This window comes from Glutamicibacter sp. NPDC090743 (genome assembly GCF_044769125.1).
GTDB lineage: Bacteria > Actinomycetota > Actinomycetes > Actinomycetales > Micrococcaceae > Glutamicibacter.
Genome location: NZ_JBIVXE010000003.1, coordinates 99,267 through 124,846 on the forward strand (window position 1 = coordinate 99,267; position 25,580 = coordinate 124,846).

General features: G+C 59.9%; 23 protein-coding genes. 12 read left to right on the plus strand and 11 right to left on the minus strand.

Going from position 1 to position 25,580, the window contains the following annotated elements; all coding sequences use genetic code 11:
* Window positions 1–19: 19 nt before the first annotated feature.
* Window positions 20–1,114: a hypothetical protein gene (locus ACIQTS_RS06910; protein WP_402472276.1), complete on the minus strand. Its 1,095-nt coding sequence runs from the start codon at window positions 1,112–1,114 to the stop codon at window positions 20–22.
* A gap of 256 nt (window positions 1,115–1,370) precedes the next feature.
* Between ACIQTS_RS06910 and ACIQTS_RS06915 the strand changes: the two genes are divergently transcribed.
* The gene (locus ACIQTS_RS06915) at window positions 1,371–2,231 is read left to right on the plus strand and encodes a prephenate dehydratase (RefSeq protein ID WP_400342814.1); all 861 of its coding nucleotides are present in this window, start codon (window positions 1,371–1,373) and stop codon (window positions 2,229–2,231) included.
* Between the two features lie 516 nt (window positions 2,232–2,747).
* Entirely contained in the window at window positions 2,748–4,142 is a 1,395-nt protein-coding gene (locus tag ACIQTS_RS06920; RefSeq protein ID WP_402472278.1) for an NAD(P)-binding domain-containing protein, read from the plus strand.
* A gap of 84 nt (window positions 4,143–4,226) precedes the next feature.
* On the opposite strand, the gene ACIQTS_RS06925 is transcribed toward ACIQTS_RS06920, so the two are convergent.
* Both ACIQTS_RS06925 and ACIQTS_RS06930 read right to left on the minus strand, forming a co-directional pair.
* Window positions 4,227–4,901 carry a response regulator gene (locus ACIQTS_RS06925; protein ID WP_400342810.1) on the minus strand — a complete coding sequence of 225 codons (675 nt, stop codon included), beginning with the start codon at window positions 4,899–4,901 and terminating at the stop codon, window positions 4,227–4,229.
* Window positions 4,902–4,911: 10 nt separating this feature from the next.
* Entirely contained in the window at window positions 4,912–6,522 is a 1,611-nt protein-coding gene (locus ACIQTS_RS06930) for a sensor histidine kinase (protein ID WP_105661847.1), read from the minus strand.
* Window positions 6,523–6,751: 229 nt separating this feature from the next.
* Here ACIQTS_RS06930 and ACIQTS_RS06935 point away from each other — a divergent pair, with 229 nt between their 5' ends.
* The 4 genes from ACIQTS_RS06935 to ACIQTS_RS06950 are packed head-to-tail and all read left to right on the plus strand — an operon-like array spanning window position 6,752 to window position 10,271.
* Window positions 6,752–7,765 (plus strand): Bug family tripartite tricarboxylate transporter substrate binding protein, encoded by a 1,014-nt coding sequence (locus ACIQTS_RS06935; protein WP_400290412.1) that lies wholly within the window; start codon window positions 6,752–6,754, stop codon window positions 7,763–7,765.
* Window positions 7,762–8,265 carry a tripartite tricarboxylate transporter TctB family protein gene (locus ACIQTS_RS06940; RefSeq protein ID WP_332594928.1) on the plus strand — a complete coding sequence of 168 codons (504 nt, stop codon included), beginning with the start codon at window positions 7,762–7,764 and terminating at the stop codon, window positions 8,263–8,265. The genes ACIQTS_RS06935 and ACIQTS_RS06940 overlap by 4 nt, the downstream gene beginning before the upstream one ends.
* Before the next feature lie 21 nt (window positions 8,266–8,286).
* Window positions 8,287–9,873, plus strand: coding sequence for a tripartite tricarboxylate transporter permease (locus ACIQTS_RS06945; RefSeq protein WP_402472734.1), 1,587 nt, complete (start codon window positions 8,287–8,289; stop codon window positions 9,871–9,873).
* The gene (locus ACIQTS_RS06950) at window positions 9,870–10,271 is read left to right on the plus strand and encodes a universal stress protein (protein WP_332727091.1); all 402 of its coding nucleotides are present in this window, start codon (window positions 9,870–9,872) and stop codon (window positions 10,269–10,271) included. Before ACIQTS_RS06945 ends, ACIQTS_RS06950 begins: the two co-directional genes overlap by 4 nt.
* A 69-nt stretch (window positions 10,272–10,340) precedes the next feature.
* On the opposite strand, the gene ACIQTS_RS06955 is transcribed toward ACIQTS_RS06950, so the two are convergent.
* Window positions 10,341–10,739 (minus strand): DUF4282 domain-containing protein, encoded by a 399-nt coding sequence (locus ACIQTS_RS06955; protein ID WP_105661845.1) that lies wholly within the window; start codon window positions 10,737–10,739, stop codon window positions 10,341–10,343.
* 179 nt (window positions 10,740–10,918) lie between these two features.
* Between ACIQTS_RS06955 and ACIQTS_RS06960 the strand changes: the two genes are divergently transcribed.
* Window positions 10,919–11,935, plus strand: coding sequence for a S66 peptidase family protein (locus ACIQTS_RS06960; RefSeq protein ID WP_402472282.1), 1,017 nt, complete (start codon window positions 10,919–10,921; stop codon window positions 11,933–11,935).
* Between the two features lie 89 nt (window positions 11,936–12,024).
* Here the strand turns inward: ACIQTS_RS06960 and ACIQTS_RS06965 are convergent, their stop codons facing one another.
* The 3 genes from ACIQTS_RS06965 to ACIQTS_RS06975 form a co-directional block, all read right to left on the minus strand.
* Entirely contained in the window at window positions 12,025–13,122 is a 1,098-nt protein-coding gene (locus ACIQTS_RS06965; RefSeq protein WP_402472285.1) for a pyridoxal-phosphate-dependent aminotransferase family protein, read from the minus strand.
* Between the two features lie 109 nt (window positions 13,123–13,231).
* Window positions 13,232–13,939 carry a phosphonatase-like hydrolase gene (locus ACIQTS_RS06970; RefSeq protein ID WP_402472287.1) on the minus strand — a complete coding sequence of 236 codons (708 nt, stop codon included), beginning with the start codon at window positions 13,937–13,939 and terminating at the stop codon, window positions 13,232–13,234.
* A 13-nt stretch (window positions 13,940–13,952) separates the two neighbouring features.
* Entirely contained in the window at window positions 13,953–14,711 is a 759-nt protein-coding gene (locus tag ACIQTS_RS06975) for a GntR family transcriptional regulator (RefSeq protein WP_105661922.1), read from the minus strand.
* A gap of 168 nt (window positions 14,712–14,879) precedes the next feature.
* Between ACIQTS_RS06975 and ACIQTS_RS06980 the strand changes: the two genes are divergently transcribed.
* Genes ACIQTS_RS06980 through phnE form a run of 4 tightly spaced genes read left to right on the plus strand, consistent with a single transcriptional unit; the run spans window position 14,880 to window position 18,680 of the window.
* Window positions 14,880–16,079: a TIGR03364 family FAD-dependent oxidoreductase gene (locus ACIQTS_RS06980; protein ID WP_402472291.1), complete on the plus strand. Its 1,200-nt coding sequence runs from the start codon at window positions 14,880–14,882 to the stop codon at window positions 16,077–16,079.
* 29 nt (window positions 16,080–16,108) lie between these two features.
* Window positions 16,109–17,029 carry a phosphate/phosphite/phosphonate ABC transporter substrate-binding protein gene (locus tag ACIQTS_RS06985; protein ID WP_105658230.1) on the plus strand — a complete coding sequence of 307 codons (921 nt, stop codon included), beginning with the start codon at window positions 16,109–16,111 and terminating at the stop codon, window positions 17,027–17,029.
* A gap of 2 nt (window positions 17,030–17,031) precedes the next feature.
* Complete coding sequence (locus ACIQTS_RS06990) at window positions 17,032–17,808, plus strand: phosphonate ABC transporter ATP-binding protein (protein WP_400290402.1); 777 nt, start codon at window positions 17,032–17,034, stop codon at window positions 17,806–17,808.
* Window positions 17,805–18,680 carry a phosphonate ABC transporter, permease protein PhnE gene (gene phnE / locus ACIQTS_RS06995; RefSeq protein ID WP_402472294.1) on the plus strand — a complete coding sequence of 292 codons (876 nt, stop codon included), beginning with the start codon at window positions 17,805–17,807 and terminating at the stop codon, window positions 18,678–18,680. Before ACIQTS_RS06990 ends, phnE begins: the two co-directional genes overlap by 4 nt.
* A gap of 206 nt (window positions 18,681–18,886) precedes the next feature.
* Here phnE and ACIQTS_RS07000 read toward each other — a convergent pair whose 3' ends face one another.
* Entirely contained in the window at window positions 18,887–20,107 is a 1,221-nt protein-coding gene (locus ACIQTS_RS07000; RefSeq protein ID WP_400290399.1) for an MFS transporter, read from the minus strand.
* A gap of 95 nt (window positions 20,108–20,202) precedes the next feature.
* Window positions 20,203–21,873, minus strand: a complete 1,671-nt coding sequence (locus tag ACIQTS_RS07005) for an amidohydrolase (RefSeq protein WP_402472297.1) — start codon at window positions 21,871–21,873, stop codon at window positions 20,203–20,205.
* Between the two features lie 304 nt (window positions 21,874–22,177).
* Here ACIQTS_RS07005 and ACIQTS_RS07010 point away from each other — a divergent pair, with 304 nt between their 5' ends.
* Window positions 22,178–22,909, plus strand: a complete 732-nt coding sequence (locus ACIQTS_RS07010; RefSeq protein WP_402472738.1) for a type 1 glutamine amidotransferase domain-containing protein — start codon at window positions 22,178–22,180, stop codon at window positions 22,907–22,909.
* A 199-nt stretch (window positions 22,910–23,108) separates the two neighbouring features.
* Here ACIQTS_RS07010 and ACIQTS_RS07015 read toward each other — a convergent pair whose 3' ends face one another.
* Both ACIQTS_RS07015 and ACIQTS_RS07020 read right to left on the minus strand, forming a co-directional pair.
* Window positions 23,109–23,666 (minus strand): hypothetical protein, encoded by a 558-nt coding sequence (locus ACIQTS_RS07015; RefSeq protein ID WP_400290395.1) that lies wholly within the window; start codon window positions 23,664–23,666, stop codon window positions 23,109–23,111.
* Window positions 23,667–24,244: 578 nt separating this feature from the next.
* Window positions 24,245–25,573: an LLM class flavin-dependent oxidoreductase gene (locus ACIQTS_RS07020; protein ID WP_402472301.1), complete on the minus strand. Its 1,329-nt coding sequence runs from the start codon at window positions 25,571–25,573 to the stop codon at window positions 24,245–24,247.
* Window positions 25,574–25,580 lie beyond the last annotated feature (7 nt).

The window sequence follows — 25,580 nt, forward strand, 5'->3', positions numbered from 1 at the left end:
CCGGAGGAAAAGCTCCAGCTCAATAGGATTGCTGCGATCCAAAGCTTGTAAAAATCCTTAGCGCATTGACGACGCGTTGCACCGAATCCGGGGGAATCTGCGAGAGCGGAACGTTAGGCTTTCGACTGGCAAAGCTGCTGCGCCGCAGGCTCCTTCCGACCTCTTCCAGTCCTGGGATTCCAATCAGCTCATTCAAGAAGAATTCTCTGGCCTCAGATTCAGGCGCTTCTTCGAGTGGCAACTGGGAAACAGGCTTGAAATTGAATTCCAGGGACAGCCCTTGCACACTGAAATAGAATATCGATACGGTGCCAAGCCGAGTTCCCATTGAATCGAAAATGGGAATCGTGCCCGCGGGGTATTTTGACCTCGACCCTAGGAATGGCAATTCCGACTTGAGCGCAGAATTAATCAGTTCGTCGAACGCTTCCAGGCTTTGCCTGTCACTCTCAAGAAGCCAGGAGCGGATGCTGCTTGCTTCCCACCGGGTGGTCTGGCGATTCTCCGGTGTTGATTTCGCATTGGCCAATTCTTCGCCGAATACGTGAGGCAACAGGAGTTCAAGCTCCCCATGCCGCCTCCGGGCATATTCGACTGCAACGATCGATGTCCCTGGGCCGGCCATCATATTCAAGTATTCAACCATGAGTCTCAACTGGGCATTGATTGCATCGACCGCTAGCACGATTCGAAAATTTCCCTGCGTCAGGTTCAGCGCAAGGGACTCTTTCAGTGTCGTCGCCGTCTCAGTATTTTCATCCCAAAGCGGCGTGGAAGAACGGTCACTCCAGCGCTGCGCAAATTCGTCGACGTCCATCTTCCATAGACGCGAGGCATAGTCGAACATCTGGCCAACGATTTCACGCCTGATCTGCGGATTAGACGCCAACTTGCATTCGACGAGGGTGACTTCCCCTCCGGCATCCACCACGACAATATCTGCGGGGCCGACCTCGGACTGGAATTCGCGACAGGCTTTCGCTTCGGAACTCACGCCTGGAATCAGTTCCGGGTGGTTCGCAAGGATCTCCTGTAATTCTGATTCCAAGGCATACCCAATTTTTTGGGGTTCAAACCATGCCCCGTCATCTTGCCGAACCAATATGCTCGCCATGGTTGATGCTCCTTTGCACTGTGGTCTACAGCATAACGACCGCAATTGGCCCAGGAGCAGAGGAACGGAACTATGTTCGCGTGAAAATTCGTCGCCGATCCGCATACCTTGCCGTAATTCATCAGCACTCCAAGCTCCGTTCGGCAAGGGGCGCAAGCATCGTCAGGTGTCGCGCCCTCGACGTCCAGAAGCCCCGTCCCCGCAACCTTGACACAAGTTTTTCATCAGGAAAGGGGCACTGGGTTATGTTGATTCAATGCGCAACAAGATTTCCTATCAGGGCGAAGCCGGTTCCAATTCCAATATGGCTTGCACAGAACTTTTTCCCGATATGGAAGCCGTGCCCTGCGCCAGCTTCGAGGATGCTTTCGCCCTGGTGGAAAACGGCGAAGCTGAGTTGGCCATGATCCCCATCGAGAATTCGCTGGCCGGACGCGTTGCCGATATCCACGTCCTGCTGCCCGAATCGCAGCTGCAGATCGTGGCCGAGCACTACCTGCGAATCCGATTCGATCTGCTGGGGCTGCCAGGCAGCACCATTTCGGGCGCTACTGAAGTGCACAGCCACATCCATGCGCTGGGCCAGTGCCGCAAGATCATTCGCGAGCATCAGCTCACTCCGATCATTGCTGGGGATACCGCAGGTTCCGCGCGCGAGGTGCGCGATTGGAATGATCCCACCAAGCTGTCCTTGGCGCCACCTCTGGCAGCAGAACTCTATGGCTTGGAAGCGCTGGCTACAGGGGTGGAGGATGACCAGACCAATACAACTCGTTTCGTTGTACTTGCACGCCGGCAGGATCTCCCGAGTCGCTCCACCATGCCAGAATCCGTGATCACCACATTGGTCTTCCAGGCTCGCAACGTTCCTAGTGCGCTGTACAAGGCCCTGGGCGGTTTCGCTACCAACGGCGTGAACCTCACCCGCTTGGAAAGCTACATGGTGGGTTCCGGCTTCGCGGCCACAACTTTCATGGTTGATATCGAAGGACACCCCGACGATCTTCCGGTACGCCGAGCCCTGGAGGAGCTGGACTTCTTCACCTGGGAAATCAAGATCCTCGGCTCCTATCCGGCCAGCGAGCACCGACAGAATACTGTAGCGTCCTTCGTTTGATCCCTGGAGCTAATTCCTCCGGACAGGTCCCGGCACCGCGACGAAGCTACTGGACCCTTCAGCGCTGCCACAGCTCCCCTTTCAACGACATGATTACGCGCGGTTTTCAACGTTGCGCCCCTGTATTTTCAGACTCTCGCAAAAGTTCCAGCACCCGCATTCCGCTGTGCAGCTGATCCGGGTTCCATCGGGGCTGCACCACAGCGTTCCCTTCTGCTCTGTACCAACTCCTGACCACCCTCTTTGGCATTCGATTGCACGCTATTCTTCCGGCTGACTCATTCCGAAAATACCCACTGACCTCTGCATTCAAGATCCATATAATTGACGGCTGGTAGAATGGGGATTTATAGCCTGTGCCTATGGAAGGTTTTCATATAGAAATCTGCACCTCCCGTCCGCACGGCTAGAGAACTGGTTTAGAGCACATTTGTTGTAACGCGCGGCCAAATATCCTGGATTCCGGTACTGCGGCCTGCGCGAGATTTTCAAGGCTTACAGGCCGGAGAGGAACGCTTGACTCAACGCGTCGCAATCATTGGAGCAGGACCCAGCGGCATCGCCCAGCTGCGGGCTTTCGATTCTGCCAAGAAAACAGGGCAAGATATCCCAGAAATCGTCTGCTTCGAAAAGCAGGATGATTGGGGAGGCCAGTGGAACTACAACTGGCGCTCCGGGATCGACAAATATGGCGAACCAGTGCACTCGAGCATGTACCGCAATCTCTGGTCCAATGGCCCGAAGGAAGCCCTGGAATTCGCCGAGTACACCTTCGATGAGCATTTCGGCGGGCCGATTTCGTCTTATCCGCCACGAGCCGTGCTCTGGGATTACATCAATGGCCGCGCAGAGAAATCCGATACAAAGAAGTACGTGCGCTTTGCCACCGTGGTCCGCTGGGTAGATTACAACGAAAGCACCGAGCTCTTCACCGTCACCACCGAAGATCTGAAAACCGGCAAGACTGCGTCCAGCGACTTCACCCATGTCGTGGTCGGAACCGGCCACTTCAGTTTCCCTAACGTTCCTGAATTCGCAGGAATAGGCACTTTCCCCGGCGAGCTCATGCATGCCCACGATTTCCGTGGAGCCGAGCGCTTCGCCGGCAAGGACATCCTGCTCATCGGCGCCAGTTACTCTGCCGAGGACATCGGCGTCCAGTCCTTCAAGATGGGTGCGCGCTCGGTCACCTACAGCTACCGCACCGCACCGATGGGCTTCGATTGGCCCGAGGGCACTGAGGAGCTTCCGCTCATCGATCGCTTCGAAGGGTCCACGGCCCATTTCAGCAATGGCGTGTCACGCAAGTTCGATGCGGTAATCCTGTGCACCGGCTACCTCCACCATTACCCGTTCTTGCCCTCCGGGTTGGCTCTGGACTCGCCGAACAACGTCTATCCGGATACCTTGTACCGTGGTGTCGCATCCGAGAACAACAACAAGCTGTACTACCTGGGCGCCCAGGACCAGTGGTTTACCTTCAACATGTTCGATGCCCAAGCATGGTACGTCCGTGATCTGATTACCGGGAAGGCCTCGATCCCCGCAGCGGGCGACCAGCGGATGAGCATCGATGCGTGGCTGAGGCGTGTCAATGCCATTGAAACTGCTGAAGACGAAGTGAAGTTCCAGGCCGACTACATTCGCGATCTCATCGAGCAGACCGATTACCCCATGTTCGACCTGGATGAGGTCACCCGTACCTTCATGGCATGGAAGAACGACAAGAAGAAAAACATCATGACCTACCGGGACAAGGTTTATCCTTCGGTCATGACCGGTACCATGGCAGCCACGCACCATACGCCGTGGCTCAGCGAATTGGACGACAGCTTGGAACGCTACATGGCTCCCGTTCCGTCCGAAAGCGTGGAAGACTTGGCCGCGACTGAAAAGGCCACGTCAAAGTAGCGCTGAGCGGAACCGCGCACTGTGGCTGCGTGCTTTTGGACGCAGCCACAGTGCTTCCTGATCTGCAAAACCCAGGTTCCGGGGCTAGCTCCTCCATGAGTAGCGGCGTTCGGGCCTGCCGACTCCCCCGTAGCGCAGGTTCACCTGAGCCAGGTTTTCCTCTGCCAGGTATTCCAGATACCGGCGAGCGCTCACCCGGGACGTGCCCAGCTTCTGCGCGGTTTCGGTGGCCGAGATGGGTTCGGCTGCTTCCTTGACGATGCTCTCAACCAGTTCCATGGTTTCGGCGCTGCAGCCTTTGGGAAGAGGCCGGCGCTTTTGTCCGCCGAGCCCGAAGAGCATGTTCACATCGGCCTGCTGCAATTCCTGGTCCGCTGCTTCGCCCAGTGGCTGGTAGGCCTTCGCGTAGTGCTCCAGCCGTTCGCGCAGGTCATCCCGCGAGAAGGGCTTCATCAGATAGTGGACGATGCCGCCACGAAGCGCGCGGCGCACGGTATCCATTTCCCGCGCCGCGCTGATCACCAGGACATCGAGCTCCGGCTGGACTTCGCGCAGGCGCTGCAAGAGGTCCAGGCCGTTCATGTCCGGCAAATGGATATCGAGCAAGATGAGATCCGGCGAGAGCGCGCCGGCGGCCTTGATCGCGTCACCGGCGGAGTGCGCCACGCCGACCACGGTGAACCCCGGTTCGCTGTTGACGAATCCAGCGTGCACCTTGGCGACCATGAAGTCATCGTCGATCACCAGTACTTTGATCACTTCTTGCTTCCTACTTCCTGAGTGTGGCGGTAAACCGGGCGCCTTGGGCATTGGCCGCGGCCAGCTCTCCACCGCGGCGGCGGCAAACCAGGCGGCTGATGGCAAGGCCGAAGCCCCTGCCGCCGGAAACCGCGCTGTCCTTGGTGGAGAAACCTTGGGTGAAGATCTCGTCCATGGCATCTTCCGCGATGCCTTCTCCATTGTCCCTCACGGTGATTCGCACCAGCTCGCTGGTTTCCTCGATCCCGACCTGGATTTCCGGATTGGCAGCCGCAGCGGCCGCGTCCATCGCGTTATCGACGAGATTGCCGATCACGGTGGTCAGATCTCGCGCCAGCTGGTCCTCGCACCTGCCCAAGGTTGAGCTAGGCGCCATCTTCAGGTGCACCCCTCGCTCGGCGGCCACGCTGGACTTGGCAATCAGCAACGCGGCAATCGTGGGTTCGGCGATGCACGCGGAGACGTCCTCGAAGATCTTGCTCCGGCTGAAGCTCACGCCATCGATGAAGCCCACGACCTCGTCGTATTCCCCGAGCTGGATCAACCCGGAAATTGCGTGCAGCTGGTTGGCGAATTCATGGGTCTGCGCCCTGAGCATGTCGGCGGTGGCCTTGCTGTCCCCAAGTTCTTGTTCCAGCAGGGTCAGTTCGGTCTTGTCGCGGAAGGTGGTGACCGATCCCAAATCCCGCCTGGCGGTCTTGACCGGCATCCGGTTGAAGACCAATACCCGCTCGCCGACAAGGAATTGCCGGTCGGGCAGCTCTTGGCTGGTGGTCAGTGCATGGCGGACCTGCGGAACAACATCCAATTCGTCCAGGGTCCTGCCCACGCAGTGGCTGGGCAGCTGGAGCAGCTCGATGGCGACATCATTGGCCAGCATCACCCGGCTATCCGGCGACACCGAGATGATTCCCTCTTTGACTCCGTGCAGCAGGGCTTCGCGATGCTCGAAAAGCTCTGCAATTTCCCGCGGTTCAAGCCCACGGGTCTGGTGCTTGACCCGGCGGGCCAGCAAGACTGAGCCGGCGGTGCCCAGCAGCAGCGAAATGACCAGGGTGAACAAGGCGTTGGGAGCGATCTCCTGGATCATCTCGCCGGTGCTGGGATAGCTTTGGCCGGCGCTGACGATGCCGACCATCTTCCCTTCGTCGTCCAGCACCGGAACCTGCGCAATCAAGACGTGGTTGCCATTGCGCCAGATTTCCCCGGTCCATCCGCGGCCTTCGGTGACGGCGGATTCAGGGTGCAGTATCGAGGTTCCGACTTCATCCGGGTAGCTGGAGGTGACGACCGTTCCCCGGGGATCGGCAATGGTCACGAATTGGAGACCCGAGGTGCTGCGCACCGATTCGCCCATGGCAGGCAACGCCGAACCCATTTCCGGCTCCGCCTCGGGCAGGAGCACGCGCAGCAGGGGGTTCGCAGCCAGCGATTCGGCGGCCGAGAGGCTGCGGCGCCCCTCGATTTTTTCGAAGTTATTGGTGGCCTGGGTCAGCGATACCGTGATGACCCCGGCCAGCACCACCGCGATAATGAGCAATTGCAGTATCAGGTACTGCCCTGCAAGGGTCAGCTTGCGGCGCGTGTACAGATTAGCGAGCCAGAAACGCACGGCACCCATTGCCTCGCCCCCAATATTCCAGAAATCCACGTTGCACCCGGCAGGTCCTTGCTGGCACCTGCATCCGGGCACTGTGCTACCTTACCGAAGATTCGAATGGTTCAGATCACAATTTCCGGTTACACAATGAACAGTATTTTCTTTGAGTACGCAAGAGTGACCCGGCTCACGATGGCACGTAAGTTGGTATCACTCGCAACCCCAATGAAAGCAAAGAGGCTGAATCCCCATGAAACCCTTCAAGTCGTTCCGTGCGCTGAGCGCGCTGGCAGCTGCCGCTGCACTGGCCCTGACCGCCACTGGCTGCGGCGTGACATCAGAGTCTTCCAGCACTGACGCCGCAGAGTCCAAGGGCCCCATCGCGAACCTCCGCATCATGGTGCCGAACACCCCAGGCGGCGGCTACGACACCACTGCCCGTGTTGCCGCCAAGGTCATGGATGACGCATCGCTGGCCAGCAACCCGGAAGTCTTCAACCTTGCCGGTGCCGGCGGCACCGTCGGCTTGGCCCGCATTGTCAATGAGAAGGGCAATGGCGATCTGGCCATGCTCATGGGCCTGGGCGTGGTGGGTGCAAGCTACACCAACGAAACGGACTCCAAGCTGACCGATACCACCCCGATTGCCAAGCTCATCGAAGAGCCCGGAGCGATCATGGTTTCCAAGGATTCTCCGTACAAGAGCATTGACGACTTGGTCAAGGCCTGGAAGGACGACCCAAGCAAGCTCTCGGTCGGCGGCGGCTCCTCCCCTGGCGGCCCGGACCATCTGCTGCCAATGCAGCTGGCCGAAGCCGTGGGCATTGATCCCAAGGACGTGAACTTCGTATCGTACGATGGCGGCGGCGACTTGCTGCCGGCCATCCTGGGCAACAAGCTGGCCTTCGCTGCCTCCGGTGCCGGCGAGTACATGCAGCAGATCGAAGAGGGCTCTGTTCGCGTACTGGCCACCAGCGGCGAAGAGCGCCTGGAAGGCGTAGATGCCCCGACCCTGAAGGAATCGGATATCGATCTGGCGTTCTCCAACTGGCGCGGCCTGGTGGCTCCACCTGAGATTTCCGAAGAGGACAAGGCCAAGTGGGTCAACCTGGTCACCGAAATGCATGATTCGGCCGAGTGGAAGGAAGCCCTGGCGACCAACGGCTGGAGCGACGCCTTCATGACCGGTGACGAATTCTCCGCCTTCCTCACCGACCAGGACGAGCGCGTTGCCAGCGTCCTGAAGACCCTGGGCCTGGCGTGAGCGAAGTAGGCACCGCAAAGAAGAAACGCGTCGAACTCCTGTTCGCCGCGTTTCTTCTTATCGTCGGAATCATCGTGTTTGTTGACGCGTCGCAGCTTCATGTGACGTACTCCCAGGCAGACGTTGTAGGTCCCAAGGCCCTGCCTTACGTCGTCTCGGGCATTCTCATTCTTTCGTCCATTGCCTTGGCCATCACCGTCATGCGTGGCAACCTTGCAGCGGGCGAAGAAGGCGAAGACGTGGACCTGAGCCAACCTTCGGATTGGAAGGTCCTGCTCCCGCTGATCGGCATCTTCGTGCTGAACCTGCTGATCGTTAATTGGGCTGGCTGGGTCATCTCGGGAACCATCATGTTCTTCGGCGCGGCCACCTGCCTGGGTGCACGGCGCTGGGTATTGACCTTGGTTATTTCGCTTGCCTTGGCGCTTGGTTCGTTCTACGGCTTCTATCTGGGTCTGGGCATCAAGCTTCCGGCCGGAATCCTCTCGGGGGTGCTCTAATTGGAAACTCTGGATTTATTGATGGGCGGCTTCGCCTCGGCGCTGACCCCGATTAACCTGCTCTTCGCTTTCGCCGGTGTCATCCTGGGAACCGCGGTAGGAGTGCTCCCGGGCATCGGCCCGGCCATGGCTGTGGCACTGCTGCTGCCATTGACCTTCGGCATGGAAACTTCCAGCGCACTGATCATGTTCGCCGGCATCTACTACGGCGGGATGTATGGCGGGTCAACCACCTCGATCCTGCTCAATACCCCGGGTGAATCGGCAACAGTCATCACGGCCATCGAAGGCCACAAGATGGCCAAGGCCGGCCGTGCGGCACAGGCCTTGGCCACCGCGGCCATTGGATCCTTCGTTGCAGGAACCATCGGTACCGCGCTGCTGGTGACCGTCGCCCCGATCGTCGTGAAGTTCGCGGTGGGCCTTGGCGCACCGAGCTACTTCGCCATCATGGTCCTCGCTTTGGTAACTGTCACCGCAGTCTTGGGCTCTTCCAAGATCCGCGGGTTCGCTTCCTTGGGCTTGGGCTTGGCCATTGGCCTGGTCGGCATGGACCCGGTCTCCGGGCAGCAGCGCCTGACTTTCGGCTTCGCTCCCCTGGTGGACGGCATGGACATCGTGGTGGTCGCCGTGGCGATCTTCGCCATTGGCGAGGCGCTGTGGATTGCCGCGCACTTGCGCACCAGCCCGGCCCGCACCATTCCGGTGGGTGCCCCGTGGATGGGCAAGGAAGATTGGAAGCGTTCGTGGAAGCCCTGGCTTCGCGGTACCGCCTTTGGGTTCCCCTTCGGCGCGCTGCCTGCCGGCGGTGCCGAAGTTCCGACCTTCCTGTCCTACGTCACCGAAAAGAAGCTGTCCAAGCATCCTGAGGAGTTCGGCCACGGCGCCATTGAGGGCGTTGCCGGCCCGGAGGCCGCGAACAATGCCTCTGCCGCTGGCACCCTGACTCCGATGCTCGCCTTGGGCTTGCCCACCAATGCCACCGCTGCGGTGATGCTGGCGTTCTTGACCATGAAAGGCATCCAGCCCGGTCCGCTGCTCTTCGAGAATGAACCAGACCTGGTGTGGGCCCTGATTGCCAGCTTGTTCATTGGCAACACGTTGCTGCTGCTGATCAACCTGCCATTAGCGCCGCTGTGGGCGAAGCTGCTGAAGATCCCGCGCCCCTACCTGTACGCAGGCATCTTGTTCTTCGCAACGCTGGGCGCCTTCTCGGTAAACATGCAGGTAGCTGATCTCTGGCTGCTGCTGCTGATCGGTTTGCTGGGCTTTGCCTTGCGCCGCTTCGGCCTGCCAGTGCTTCCGCTGATCCTTGGTGTCATCATCGGCCCCATGGCCGAGGAACAGCTGCGCAAGACCTTCCAGCTTTCTGCTGGTGAAGTCTCAGGTCTCTGGAGCGAGCCGCTGGCCGTGGGCATCTACGTGCTCATCGCCGTCCTGCTCCTGCTGCCAGTGCTGATCTCCGCTATTCGGCGCAAACGCGGGACAGCGTCTGCCGCCGCCGAGGCCCTGCTGGGCGACGATGCAGCTGGCGGCCCCGAGCCGGAACAGGCGAAGCCTGGCCACGGAAATGAGAACAGCAAGGCTGCTGAAAGGAATGAATCATGACGATCGTAGTGGGCTATATTCCCTCGCCAGAAGGCGAAGCCGCCTTGGAACGAGCCATTCTCGAAGCCAGGCGCAGCGAGGTGCGATTGATCGTAGTGAACTCTTCGAAGGGTGATCAGCTCGTTGACGACAGGCTTATTGACGCGAAGCAGTACCACGAGCTGGAAGCCCGCCTTTCTGATGCCGGCATCGATTTCTGGATTGAGCGCCACACCCAGGGTGCCGATGCGGCAGACCAGATCCTGCATGTAGCCCAGGCCCAACGAGCCGAGCTGATCGTGATCGGCCTGCGCAAGCGGACGGCAATGGGCAAGTTCCTCATGGGAAGCAACGCGCAACGGATTCTGCTCCAGGCTTCCTGCCCAGTGCTGTCGCTCAAAGCGTCCAGCGACTGGTAGTTCTGCACGCTGTTCGCTCAACAACGGCCAATGGCCCGCACCACGGGTGCGGGCCATTGGCCGTTGGACTTACTTCTGGTAAGGGTTGGCTGGCGGAGTGCCGCCGCCATTGGCGGTTGGATCCTGCGGCTGCTGGGGAGCAGGAGGATTACCCGGGTGCGGGCGGTAGCCGCCTTCTGCCGGCGGGATGCCACCGGCCAGACGAACGAGTTCAGTGGTGTTCTCTGCCGTGCGGATCTGTGCCAGCAAGGATTCGAGTCCTGCACGGACCAGGACCAAATAGACCAGGGACACCAAAGGACCCACGATCAGGAGCATGAGGAAGCCGAGCATTGCATCAGCCATGAACCCGGAAATCACGATTCCGAGGTAGCCGATCGCCAACAGGACCATGATCAGGATGTAAACGATCTTGATGATCGATGGCGTGATGAATTGTTTGAATTCCAAGTCGAAGAGGGACTTCACCTTATTTGCTTCTTTCTTTAGAGAAATTGCGCTGTCCCGCCCACGTTATCGAATTTCGCAGTATTCTCCCAGTAGCTGGAGCGGAATATCTTCATTTGTTGCGAAAATTTCGCCAACTAGTCGCCTGCGACTGCGTGCGGGTTATTATCCCCTGCCAAGCCAGACCCTAGACTGATTGCATGACAAGCCATGAGAAGCCGACCATCGTCCCAGCCCGATTGCAATCCGGAGACACCATCAGGGCCATCGCGCCATCGTGCTCCCGCGCCTTCGTGATGGAATTCGACAATACGAAGTGGATCACTGAACGCTTCGAGGCCATGGGGCTCAAGCAGGAATTCGGAGATCACGTAGACGAGAACGATGACTTCGACAGCTCGCCGATCCCGTCGCGCGTGGCCGATCTGCACGCCGCATTTGCCGATCCATCTGTCGCCGGAATCATCTCGGTCATTGGCGGCTTCAATGCAAACGAGCTGCTCCCCTACCTCGATTGGGATCTCATTGCCGCCAATCCCAAGGTCTTCTGCGGCTACTCGGATTTCACGGCGCTGGCAAACGCCGTGCATGCTAAGACCGGCCTCGTTACCTATGTCGGCGCGCATTGGTCCAGCTTCGGCATGCGTGATCATTTTGAACCAACCGGACAGTGGTTCCGGACCGCAACCCACGAGCACGCGTGGACCATCGAGCACGCCGGCGAATTCACCGACGATTTTTGGTTCATGGATCAAGACAACAGGTCCGTCCAGGCATCCGGCGGACCGTGGATCCTGAATCAAGGAGCGGCCACGGGCACGGTGATTGGAGGGAATCTGGGCACGCTGCATTTGTTGCAGGGCGGCGAATTCATGCCATCCTTGCACGGGGCGATGCTCTTCATCGAGGAAGACTCCTCCGAAGACATCCACGAAATCGCCCGGAAGCTCGCCTCTTTCCTGCAGTCCCCTAGCGCCGCTGGCCTGACCGGGCTGGCCATTGGGCGTTTCCAGCGGCAATCCGGCATCACCCGTAGCCTGCTGGAGCAAGTCATCGCAAAGCACCCGATCCTGCAGCGCATCCCGGTTGTGGCCAACCTCGATTTCGGCCACACTTCCCCGATGTTCACCTTGCCGATTGGCGGCTACGCCAGGCTTTCGACCGGTGACGATTCGGTGCAGCTGCACTTTGCGCATTCACAAGACCAGCTGGGCTAACCCAAGGGCCACAGCAAAAAGCGGGACCATTCCATCTCCTGGTTGGCCCCGCCTTGCTTTGCGCTCAGTAGGCCACGGCCCTCACGGGCTTAGGCCTTGTCGATCGCTTCCTTCAGCGCAGCCAGCAGCAGCGCCACCGAACCCGGATTAGCGTTGGGGCCCATCATGCCGACGCGCCATACGGTGCTCGCGTACTTGCCGACACCGCCGCCGATTTCAATATTGAAGCGGTCGAGCAGGTATCCACGGACCTTCGCCGAATCAACGCCTTCAGGAACGTAGACCGTCGTCAGCTGCGGCAGGCGGTACCCCTCCTGGGCGAATAGCTCCAGGCCCATTTCCTGCAAGCCATCTTGCAGCAAGCCTCCCGCTTCCTGATGGCGGGCGGTGACCGCGTCCAGGCCCTCAGCCAGGATGCGGTTGATGCCGGCTTCCAGCGATGCGACCATCGAGACCGGTGCGGTGTGGTGGTAGGTGCGTTGGCCCCCGGTGGAACCTGTGGCGTAGCCGCCGAGCAAGCCCAGATCCAGATACCAGGATTGGGGCTTCTGGACGCGGCGCTCGAAAGCACGGTCTGAAATGGTAAATGGTGCCAATCCCGGAGCCACGCCGAGGCATTTCTGCGTGCCGGCATAGCCAACGTCAATCCCCCATTCATCAGCCAGCACCGGCATGCCGCCAATGGAGGTCACTGCATCGGTGATCAGCAGTGCATCGCCCTTGATTGCGCCCAGCGCGGCTATATCGGAAACAACTCCGGTACTGGTTTCAGCATGCACGCCGGCAATGACGGTTGGGTTCGGGTGCGCCGCGGCAACGCGTTCGGCATCGATCGGCGTGCCGTATTCATGCTCGACGCGGACTACTTCAGCGCCAGCGCGCGCGGCAACTTCGCACATGCGCTCGCCGAATAAGCCGTTGATCGCGATGACCGCTACGTCGCCTGGGTTGATGGTGTTGACGAAAGCGGCTTCCATGCCAGCTGAGCCCGTGGCGCTCAAAGGCAAGGTACGGGAGTTTCCGGTTCCCCAGAGAGTACGCAAGCCATCAGCAACGCGATCCATGCGTGCAATGAACTCCGGATCCAGATGGCCCAGCAGCGGAAGGCCGAGCGCTGCCGTTGCCTCGGGATACGGGTTGCATGGACCCGGTCCGAACAGGTGGCGCTGAAGAACAGTCTTGCTCATGACGACTCTCTTTCATCTCAATGGGATGTTCCAACTAGAGCTCAGCATATCCCGCATCCCAACCCGAAACGAAACATATCTTCCGCATTGCAAAATTACTCGGGTCGAACTACACGGCCGCGGGCTCGATCGCCTTGAGATAATCCGGCAGCTCCGCCACGGATTCGAGGATGGCGGCATGAGGGAACCGGTCCAGCTCTTCGCGGCCCAGCTTCCCGGTCAGCACACCGATCCCATGCACTCCCGCGTGATGCGCGGCCAGCAGGTCGTTGGCGGTGTCGCCTGCGGCAACAACCTTGGCTACATCGCGAATTCCCGTCAACTCCATGGCTCGATGAATCATGTACGGCGCAGGGCGTCCCGCTGCGGCTTCATCACCGGCAACTACTGCGTCGAGAAGTTCGCCAGGACCGACCTTCCAGCCCAAGCCATCGAGGATAATATCGGCAACATCGCGCGAGAACCCCGTTGTCAACGCGATCTTCTTGCCGCTGGCAGCCAAGCGTTCCAGCGCTTCCACGACACCTGGCAAAGCGACGGGCGGATTCTCCCGGTAGTACCCCAGCAGCAAATGGCGGAAACGATCAAACTGCACTTGCACCTGCTCATCGCTGGCAACAGCTCCGCCAAGTTCAATCAGCGCTTTGATCGCTTCCTTCTTCTCGGCGCCCATCCAATGCTGCAGATCCTCCTCCTTGACCTCAACACCGAATTCGCACACCGCATTCTCCAGAGCCCGGTACACATCGGCATGTTCGTCAATGGTCGTTCCAGCCATATCGCAGGCAATGAGTTCAAACATGTCTTCTCGTTTCATCGTGTTTTCCTGTTCAGACAGCAATGCTTCGCACACGGCTCAATGAGGCGCGATGCTCGCTGGTGTTTTCAATGGTGAAGTTGGCCAGATCCGGCAAATACCGATCATCGGAGTACTCAAGTTTCTGCCCCGATTTGGCGGAAGTCACGCGCCGTTCGCGCAGGAGCGGGGCGCCGAGCCGGACACCCAGCAGCTGCGCGTCCAGTTCATCGGCCGCCACCGCGTCGATGGTGTGCTTGCCTCGGTAGAGGTCTACGCCTTGCTCCCGCAGGTACTCGAAAATCGAACCGTCATCCGCATCGAATTCGAAGAGCAGCCGACCGACTTCTTGGGTAAAGCTAGTCCGCTCCAGCATCGCCGGGCTCCCATCGAGCAAGCGCAGGCGCAGGATCTGCACCACCTTGGCACCTTCTTCGAGTTCGAGCTGCTCGGCCACGAGGGCATCGGCCGGGCGCTGCGCCAATTCCCGCGTTTCCTGTCCAGCCTCCAATCCGATGGAGCGCGCCCAATCAGTAAAGGACATGAAGGTGGTAAACGATTGGGATTGCACCTGTTGCGCCACGATTGGCGGCTTGCCTTGTCCCCCCGCAATGAGGCCCTCCGAACGCAACTGGGCGAGCGCATGCCGGACCGTGCCACGCGAGGCATTGGCGCGGGCACAGAGTTCTGCCTCGCTGGGCAGGACATCTCCTTCGTGCCATGTGCCAGCCGCTATTTCCTGCCGCAACCAGGTGGTGAGGGCTTGGTACTTGGGTTGCTTCTTGTTCTCCATCACCTCTTGATCATACAAGTGGTTTTATTGTGAAATCAGCGATTCACAAGACATTCCAGTGAACTGAAAGTGAATAGACGGACCCCATTCTGAACTCTAGGCAAACTTGTTCAAACAAGTGCCATTTCGGGTTGAATCCGCTCATCCCGGGCATGGATGATCACTGTCGTGAGCAACGAAAAAAATTTCCCACAGACCCGGCCAGTCGCCAACCACGCAGATGTGCTGGTGATCGGCGCCGGCATTGTCGGCCTGGCCCATGCCGCTCGAGCCCTGGACGCCGGCCTCTCGGTAATCGTCATGGAACGTGACCATGAGGCCATCGGCGCATCGGTCCGCAACTTCGGCCACTGCTGCATCACCGCGCAGTCCGGCGAACTCTACGACCTGGCGCAGTCAGGACGTCCCTTGTGGCTTGACTACGCTGAACGCGCTGGCTTCTGGGCCGTTGAATCGGGAGCTGTCGTGGTGGCCTCGACAGAAACGGAATTGCAGGTCCTGCGCGAACTGTCCGCACGCCGCGAAACCGGGCAGGTCGAGATGCTCAACGCGCAGGACATCGCAGAACAGTTCGGACGCGAAAGCACCGAAGGATTCCTCGGCGGCGCGTTCCTGCGTGATGACCTGCGCGTCGATCCGCGCACCACGGTGGCCAAGCTGGCCCAGTGGGTCAACGCCCATGTTGCTGGCAGCGTCCAGTTCAGCACCAGCGCCTTGGGATTCGGTGCCGGCCGGCATCGCCGGGCCAGCGTGCAAACTAATCGCGGCGCCTTCGAAGCCGACCAGGTTTTCGTTTGCGTCGGCCACGACGTGGACTACCTCTTCCCGCAGATCGCGCAGGAGCACCAGATCACCCGGTGCGCGCTGCAGATGCTCCGCGCAGAAGCTTCCGAAGACCTGGAGTTGAAGCCGGCCGTCCTCACCGCCACCTCCATGCTGCGCTACGAGGCCTTCACCGAAGTGCCAGCAGCCAAGGCCCTGCAGGCTGAAGTTCTCGCCGAGCACCCGGAGCTGCTGGATATCCAGGCGAATGTCATGTTCACCCAAAGGCCCGACGGCACCCTGCTCATGGGAGATTCGCACAGCTACGCCGCAACCCAAGCTCCCTTCCTCAAGGAAGCGACCTCGCAAACATTGCTCTCGGCCATCGGGGGCTACATGAGTGGCACCGAGCTGAAAGTCATTGAACGCTGGCAAGGAATCTATGCCTCCAGCGCTATCGGCCCCTTGCTCATCCGCAATGCCGCCGACGCCATTACCGTCGTCTCCGTGACCGCCGGAGTCGGAATGACCCTGTCCTTCGGCCTGGCCGACAAGAACATCAAAAACCTCGCCAAGCCGGCCATGGCTTCGTCGATCACCGCCTAGCTTAGCTACACCACGCATTGGAGCAAACCATGAAGATCTCTCAGGCATTTAAATTCTCTGCCGTCTCGCTGGGCCTGCTGGCCCTCACCGCTTGCGGGTCCGCCCAGGCGGATGAGCAGGCCGACTCCGCTGCCCCCGCGTTCTGCGCCGATGGGCCCATCAATTTCGGCATCGAGCCCTACGAAGCACCAGCCAAGCTCGAACCGGCGTACGGCGTGCTCGCCGACGCATTGGAGCGCGAGCTCGGATGCGAAGTCGAGGTCCAAGTTGTCGAGGACTACGCCGCAGAGGTACTGGCAATGCGCAATGGAAAACTGGATCTTGGCCAGTTCGGTCCCGTGGGATACGTGTTCGCCAGCCAGCAGGCCGGCGCTGAACCGCTCGTGTCCTTCGGGACCGCCCAAGGCGAGCTCAGCACCTACACCGGTGGCATCTGGGTTGCGAAGGATTCAGAAATCAAGACCCTCGAAGACCTGCGCGGAAAGGACTTCGCACTTGGCGGCGTGGGCTCAACCTCCGGAGATGTCCTGCCGCGCTACGCGCTGAAGACTGCCGGCATTGCCGAGTCCGAAGTCAACTTGAACTACGCAGGAGGGCATCCTGAATCACTGCTGGCCTTGGCCAACGGAACTGTCGACGCCGCCCAGCTCAACTCGCAGACCCAGGCGGTTGCCGAAGAAGAAGGTACCTTCAACCCGGAAGACTACCGCCAGATCTGGACCTCGGAACCCATCCCGAATGACCCGATCACCATCAGCGCCGATGCCGACCCGGAACTGAAGAAAGCCGTTAAGCACGCGCTGCTGAACCTGCCGGAGGAAGATATCGCCCAGGTAGGAGCTTTCCTGGATGTGACCCCTCCGGGCCCATTGCTGGAAGTCACCAAGGAAACCTACGGCCCGCTGTTCGACCTGGCTTCCGAAATGGGCCTCACCGAGGACGATATCTAACCATGGACACCACGCAATTGCCCCGTCCGGCCCTCTCGGTGAAGTCCCTGGCCAAGTCCTTCAACCAGCGCCGCGTGCTTGATGACGTCGATTTCACCGTCAACCGCGGCGAGCTCGTGGCCTTTCTGGGTGCCAACGGCTCCGGAAAATCCACCACCCTCAAGTGCGTCGCGGGATTGGCCACGCCGGATTCGGGAAGCATCGAATTGGATGGCATCCACCTGGCCGATCTCCATGGCCGCGATCTAGCCCGTGCGCGATCCCGGGCAGCCATGGTGTTCCAGAAGATCCATCTGGTGCCCCGCCGCACAGCACTGGACAATGTCTGCGCAGGCGCCCTGGCCCGTGTCACCGGCTTGGCCTCATTCTCCCCCGCTTTCTTCTCCCGCGAACTGCGGGAAGAAGCAATGGCCTGCCTGGACCGGGTTGGCATGGCCGACCGCGCCCTGGACAAGGTCGGGCGCCTTTCTGGCGGACAGCAGCAGCGCGTAGCCGTCGCCAGGGCCCTGTGCCAGCGCGCGTCGGTGCTGCTTGCCGATGAGCCGGTTTCTGCTCTGGACCCGCATGCGGCCGAGAACATCATGGAATTGCTCGCTACCTTGGCGCACGACGAAAACCTTGCAGTCGCCGCGGTTCTGCACCAGCCAGAGCTTGCACAACGCTACGCAGACCGGGCGATCGGGTTGCTGCATGGACGTATCGCCTTCAACGGTCCGGTCCAGAATCTCGGCGACGACTTCTTGGACGTTCTCTACTCTCCCGAGAGGATTGCAGCATGAGCCTCCATACCCGGACTCGCATCAAGGAGCAGGCAGTGGAAAGCACTTCGCAAATGATCGCTGGAAAATCCGCCCCAGCACTGCCCAGGGTCCCGCACAAGGCCGCCCGGCGTACCCTTTGGATTACCGCAGTTGCAGTGATTGCCGCCCTTCATCTGCTGGCCATCGCGGGAACTGATTTTGATCCGGCGCTGCTCGTGGAAGGCTGGCGCGGGATGGCACGATTCATCAGCGACGCATTCCCGCCGGATCTGAGCTGGGACAAAGTCATACTTCCTGGCTTGGAGGCAACGCTGGTCACCTTGTGGATCGGCTTGCTGGGTACGACCTTCTCCATTCCTACGGCCTTGGTGCTCGCTGTGCTCGCATGCCGCACCACGACGCCGCATCCGCTGGCCTACCAAGCAGCACGCAGCATCTTGTCCTTCTTCCGCGCGGTACCGGATATCGTCTTTGCGCTCATCTTCGTCACCGCCGTGGGCTTGGGTCCCTTCGCAGGTGTGCTGGCGCTGATCTGCCACAACACGGGAGTGATGGGAAAGCTCTGGGCCGAGTCCCTGGAAGAAACCGATCAGGGCCCGCAGGAAGCGCTGTCCACCACCGGCGCATCACGGGTTCAGCAGCTTACCCATGGCGCACTGCCGCTGGTGATCCCGCAGTTCGTTGGCTTGCTCTTGTACCGCTTCGACGTCAACGTCCGATCGTCACTGGTCCTGGGCCTGGTCGGTGCTGGCGGCATCGGCTTGCTCATCAACCAGGCGATCAAGTCGTTCCAGTTCGATACGATGCTTACGCACATCATCATCGTGCTGATTCTGATCATCGTCGTTGACCAAGCGTCCGGATTCATCCGCCGCAAGCTGGCAGTCTAGCGCCTCGCCAATCGGAAAAGCGCGCCTGGGCCCCAGCGGGTGTCCGTGAACCTTACAGGATCGAGGACACCGGCTGGGGCTTCATGGCGCTCTGGGCGAATCGTTGTGGTCCCTGAACATGCCTCGGCACCTTTACCAGCGGCGCAGGTCCTGGAAAGTCGTTGTTTTCCACTGGTTGGCATGAGCCGGTGGTGGACCGTGCACTGCTATTCAGGAATTCCCATTGGAGCGACGCGCTGGGGCAAGCCGTGCTGATGGCGGCCCTGGACGAGAACCACGCAGGTCATGGACAGCAGCACTCCGACACTGCAGGCGACGAGAAGCACGCCAAAGCCGCTGGCAGCCTCGATGAGCATGCCGCCCAGAACTGGTCCAAGCGCGAACCCGGTGCCGATCATCAAGTTCGTGGAATTCATCAGGTGGCCGCTGGAGTCCAGGTCGGAGACCGTGGCCAGCAAGTAGGGCAGGATGAAGGTCCAGGAGAATTTAAAGATGATCGCCGCGGCCGCGAACTGCACGGCTCCGCTCAACCCGAACAGCAAGCCGATGGACAGCAGCATCGCCAGATAACCGAGAATGAGGAACAGCGGGCGGCGCGGATGGTCGCCCAGGAATGTGGCCAGCAAGGAGGAAGCAATTCCCGGGACTGTCGCAACAGCGAGAATCAGGCTCGTCGTACTCAAATTGATCTGCGCGGACGCCGCGAATTGCCCCATGAACGACCACACCCCGCTCAACGCTACGTAGAAAAGCATTACCGCCGCCAGGGCCAGAAACGCCTTGGATCTCGGGGCCGGCCGGTGCCCGTAGTTGGCACTATCGGCAGCCGGGTCAGCGGTGCTTCCCAACAGCACGTTGCCATCGATGCGGTGCGCAACCGCCATGCAGCACAGGGCTAGCCCAGCCATGGTCCAGTAGATCGCAGACACCGCGGAATCCGCGAAGAGCACCGGGAAGAGCGCCAGAATCACGGCGCCCATGACCAGCTGGGCCGCAACGAATAACCCATAGGCCCGTCCTGGGTTCGCGCTCCTGCCGCTCAAGCTCAGGATCACCACGGTGATCGAGCCAGCAGCCAGGGACGTCACAATGCGGCACACCGCCAAGAGCGCGTAGTTGTCCGCAAAGCCCGAGACCACATTTCCGGCCACGGCAACCAGCGTGAAGACACGAGTTGCCGTCACGAGGTTGACGCGCTTGAGCCACAGATAGGCGGGGATAGTCGCCAAGCTGAAGGCCCCGAGCTCCATGGACAGCAGCCCGCCTACTTGGGTAGCCGTCAGGCCGAATTGCGCCACCAGCTTGGAGGCGATCACCGGTGCGGTCAGCAGCACCATGTACAGCACCGCGCTGTAGGCACCGATGTAGATGTAGGTTCCGCGGTCGCCGCCTGTTTTTGTGCGCGCGCCAGCCAGTATCGAGTCCATGGCTTTCCTTCGAGACAGCGGCGAGTTGCCGCGGGTAAATAATGATGCTCCGGCCGATACCCTGGCCGGCTGAGAACAACGTGCTGGGCAGGCGATTAGCGCACCGGCACGCTCGAGGATCCGAGTCGGTCGTAGACCTTTTGCCCGCTGAACCAGGTCTGCTGTGCAGTGATCTGCGGCAGCTCTTCGAGTTGCACCTCAAACGGGTCTGCCGAGAGCATGATGAAGTCAGCGGACTTACCGATTTCCAGCGACCCGGTCAGGTCATCCAGTCCCATCGCTTTGGCGCAATTGATCGTGTAGATGCGCAAGGCATCCGCCAAGGTCACGGCTTCTTCCTCCCAGAGCGTTCCGGGGAAAGCTCCGGTAGGATCCTTGCGGGTGACCAGACCGTAGATTCCTTCCCATGCGTTCGGGGAAACGCTCACCGGCCAGTCCGAGCCGCCGGCAACTAGCGCCCCGGTGGCCAGCAAGGTCTTGTTCGGGTGCATCTTGGATGCCCGGTCGGCGGGAAGGACGAGTTTCATGGCTTCGGTAATCACCCCGGGGAACCACAGTGACGGCGAGATATCCGCGGTGACTCCCAGTTCTGCAAAGCGCGGCAGGTCATCCGGGTGAATGAACTGGCCGTGGGCGATATGGTATTTCGGGTCGCCCAGACCTGCATCGCGCACCTTTTGGACTGTGTCCAGGACCAGGCGCACCGAAGCATCGCCGGTGCAGTGGATCTTCGCGGAAATGCCCCGCCGCGCCGTGCTCATCAGCCAGCCCTCGAGTTCTTCTGGAGGCATTGTGGTGTTGCCGCAATGGCATTCAGGGAATCCCGCACCCTCCAGATACGGTTCGATGAAGGCTCCGGTCCCTGCCGGCGGAACGCCATCAAGGAAGATCTTGATGAAATCCGGGCGGTGATGAGTTGACCTGGTTTGCTCGCGCTCGGCAATGATCCCCTCGCCCAGCGGATGGGTCCCGAAAATGAAGTCATTGGCCTGCATGCTGGAAACCACCCAGGCGTGCAGATTCCCGGATTCATCGAGTTCTTTCAGGGCCTGCATGAGTTGCAAGGAGGCGGCAGCATCCTGGAAACCGGTGATGCCGTAAGAATGCAGTATTTCCATGCCCCGCGATGCCGCTTCGGCCAACTGCCAAGTCGGCGTGGGGCTCAGTGATTCGCGGACCTGTTCGACAATGACCCCGCCGGCTTCCAGCAGCACGCCGGTGGCTCGGCCTTCGGCATCCCGCATGATTTCCCCGCCTTCGGGGTGAGGGGTCGCGCCGGTGATGCCCGCAAGCTCCAAGGCATGGCTGTTCACCCATCGGTTGTGCTTAGCATCATCCTTGAGCAAGGCCGGCCGGCCGCCGGTGGCCTGATCCAGCCGCGCCAGTGCCTGGGGCGTATTGATCTCGCTCAACAGGCCCGAACCCCAGCTGCCACCGATGACCCACTGGTCCGCAGCCAGCTTATCCGACCAGACCGCGACTGCCTCCAGGAACTCGTCCAGGTTGAGAGTTGGCGGAACGTTGAGCTCGAACAGGTCCATCTGCCCGGCAAGCATGTGATGATTGTGCACGTCCATCAGCCCGGGCATGATCGTGGCCCCGTCCAGATCGATAATTTCCATTTCCGGCCCACGCAGCGCCAGCGCATCCTCTCCGAGCGCGACAATCTTTCCTGCGCGGACGGCCATCGCATTGACTATGCGTTCATGCGGATCCAGCGTATGGATGGTGCCGTTGACCAAGAGAAGGCTAGGGGCGGTGTTCACGAGTGCAATCCTTTCGAAAGATACCAATCCGGGATGGCTCTCCAAGGTTCAAGAAGTGATGCACGGCATATCCCGGCCGGTGCATTCATTCTCGCAAAGTCCGCCCCAAGGGCGTTGGCTTTAAGCGCATGCTTAGTTGGCAACGCACGCCAAACTCGCTCCGGGGCTAGAAACAGGAGCCACGTCCCACTTGTTCTCCCTCCGGAGCACGATTCCGGAAAGCAAACTGGCAACTTGCGCATCGCCCTTGCGACAGCCTGCCTGTTGTACAAGGGTGGAAGGACGAATGCGAAAGGAGCACACCTTGAAGAAAATCCTCATGGTCCTGACCAGCGTTTCCGAAATCGGTAATGACAAGGAACCTACCGGATACAACGTCGCCGAGGCCGCACATCCATGGAAGGTGTTCCGGGATTCCGGGCACTTCGTCGACTTCGCTTCCATTAAAGGCGGACGGCCCCCGCGCGACACAGTGGACCAGGACGACCCGGTCCAGGTCCAGTTCACCCAGGACGAAACGACCCGTGCCGGCTTGTACAACACCGCAAGGGTTGAAGTCGTCGACCCCGAACAGTACGACGCCGTGTACCTCGTGGGAGGCCACGGCACCATGTGGGACTTCCCCAATAATGAGGGCCTGCAAAAGCTGGTCGGCGCTATCTACAACAAGGGCGGCGTTGTCGGTGCAGTCTGCCACGGCCCGGCCGGTCTGCTCGATGTCGAGCTGCATCATGGTTTGAAACTCTTAAGTGGCAAAACCGTTGCAGCATTCACCAACGATGAAGAAGTGGCCGTAGGCAAGGATAAGATCATTCCGTTCTTCCTGGCCGACAAGCTCACCGAGCAAGGCGCCACGCATATCGCCGCCGATAACTTCGAAGAGAATGTACAAGTCTCCGAACGCCTGGTCACCGGACAGAACCCAGCTTCCGCCGCAGGTGTCGCCAAGGAAATGGAAAAGCTCTTGGCCGAAGTGATCCACCAGGAGAAGGCCGCTGAAGCCGCAGCCGCCGAGTCCGAGGCCGAGGCACAATGAGCTAAGTCGTAACCCAGCCCGAAATCTCATAAAAAACGCTTGGATCCGTGTAGCTTCGCGGATCCAAGCGTTTTCGACTTCTACTGGAATTTGTATGACGCATTCCGTACTCCATGCAACGCCATGCACCCCTTGCCGAAAGCGTGGCTGGTGATGCAAGCAGCTTGGAAAGTGTCTCGGATTGACCCGACAATACTCGTCAATCGATTGGGTCTGGTTCGCAACCTGGCCGTCCCTGCATCGCAAAAGCCTTCTCATACAGAATGGCGCTCTCATCCGGCCAGCCTGGATCTCGCGGAACGACACCGGTAGCAGCCCAGAGCGTCTCCCTTAGCCACTGTGCGAATCCAGCTACACGGAAGTTGCCTACAGCGCCTGCATCCCCTTCAGCATGCTCAAGCAAGACAATTGCTCGCCTCATCCCACCGAGCTCGTCCTGAATGACGTTCCACAGCTCTTCATCCTTAGTGAACACAACGTCGTAGCTGTCTTCATCTTCTTCGGGAGGCCATTCCATCATTTCGCGTTCAACCGGCAAGGACCGGGAAGCAAGGAGCTCCGGGTCGGAAATATCGTAGGCTGCAACTACACGTGCCGAGTCTACATATTCATCGATGAGGTTGCCGGCGAACCTGGAGTAGTCGAAGGTCTTGCCACCCAACGAGGTGAGAAGTGCTGCAGCTTCCGACACGCGTGGAGCAGCGCCAACCCCGTAGTGTGCACGAGCAGCCTGCAAGAGTTCTTGGTAGTCAGTCATAGTTCCCCAATTCAAGCACTATTGGTACCGCCAACAGTAGCTGGCGGCACCAATGCTTCGTGCAAGTTCTTTCCCAGGTCGAGCTTCCGCAGAAGAGATGAACGTCAGGGGTCCGCTTGTTCGGGTGGAAGTGCCACATGTACCCTTCTTGCCTCCTCCACTGATTTCGGGTCCAACTGGCGCCTTGCCGTCCTTAGTAGCTGCAGCTAATGATTTTGCTTTGTTTCTGGAAAGCGCCCAAACGCCGTTGCCCTTCTTGCCACGGGTGACAGCCTTGGTTTTGGCCAGGGTCTTGGCGCTGATGAAGCTCTTATTGCTCTTGCGCGATGCCGGGTAGTAATCGCGCTACTTCGATTTGCACTTCACCAGCTGCTGCCCGTGGTGGGAGCCCTGTCGAATCAACTTCGTGCGGCTCCCCTCGGCCAGTACTTTCCTTGCGGTTTCTCCATGCTGATCGCCCAAGGCATTCCCGGAGGACGCAGCTGAACCAGCAACCGGTATCCGCCGGGGCCTGATCCCACCGGCAACCGAAGGACGAGAGCAATGGCTCTCGTCCTTCGGTACACGACTATCAGGCTCTAGAATGCCAAGTCCAAGCGATTATTTGCCGGTACTGGCAACCCGTAGTTTCCGCGAAGCGTACTCTGCTCGTATTCGGTACGGAAAAGCTTGCGCTGCTGCAAAATCGGGACTACCTGCTCCGTGAATACTTCGAGACCTGCCGGCAAGACCGGAGCCATGATATTAAATCCATCGGCCGCTCCGGCTTTGAACCAGTACTCGATCCGGTCCGCCAGCTGCTCCGGCGTACCCGAGAACGTCTGGTGTCCCCGGCCAGGACCTAGCTCCCGGATGATCTGGCGAACTGTGAGCTTCCTTCGGTAACCCAAATCCAAGATGAGATCCCTTCGGGAGGTGGATTTCTCCTTGGCCACGGTATTCTCCAGCTCGGCGGGAAGTTCTCGGTCCAGTTCAAGGATTGCCGGCTCCACATGCAACTGCTGGGCCAACGTATTCCTGGCGTATTCCGGCAGAATGAGCTCATCCAGGGAATCCGCCAATTCATTGGCTTCGGCTTCCGTGGAACCAAGGATGGGAACAATTCCTGGAAGGACTTTGACCGAATGCGCTGCTCGGCCGTTACCTGCTGCCTTGTCCTTGATTTCCTGGTAGAAGTCCCTGGCAGACTCAAATGATTGGTGAGCGGTGAAAATGGTTTCAGCCCATCGCCCGGCGAATTCCTTGCCGGCGGCCGAAGCTCCCGCCTGGACGATCACCGGATGCCCCTGGGGCGACCGCGGGACATTGAGCGCTCCAGCAACCTGGAAGTGCTCCCCGATGTGGGCCGCGGGGTGTATCTTGCCCGGATCCGCCCAGATCCCGCTTCCCTTGTCAGCAACGACTGCATCCGGCTCCCAGGAGTCCCAGAGCTTCTTCACCACCTCCAGGAATTCCTCGGCGCGACGGTATCGTTGCGAGCTGTCTAATTGGGCGGATTGGGAGAAATTCCTCGCCGCTGCATCGCCTGCTGTGGTGACGACGTTCCAGCCCGCACGCCCATTGCTGATCGCATCCAGGCTTGCAAAGCGGCGGGCAAGATTATAGGGGTCGTTGTAGCTGGTTGATGCGGTCGCTATCAGCCCAATGTGCCGGGTCAACGGGGCGATGGCAGAAAGCACTGTCACAGGGTCGAGGATTCCTGCAGGTCGTTGGGCGACCGGCCCTTGAAGCACTGGGCCGTCTGCGAAGAAGATCGCGTCGAGCTTCGCTTTCTCGGCCAGCTGCGCCAAACGGATGTAGTGGCCGATGTCCGTTCCGGCAAGAGGGTCGCTCAGCGGCAGGCGCCACGAGGATTCATGATGCCCGGTAGTCATCAAGAACGCGTTGAGAGTCAAAGTTCGTGTCATGGTTGTA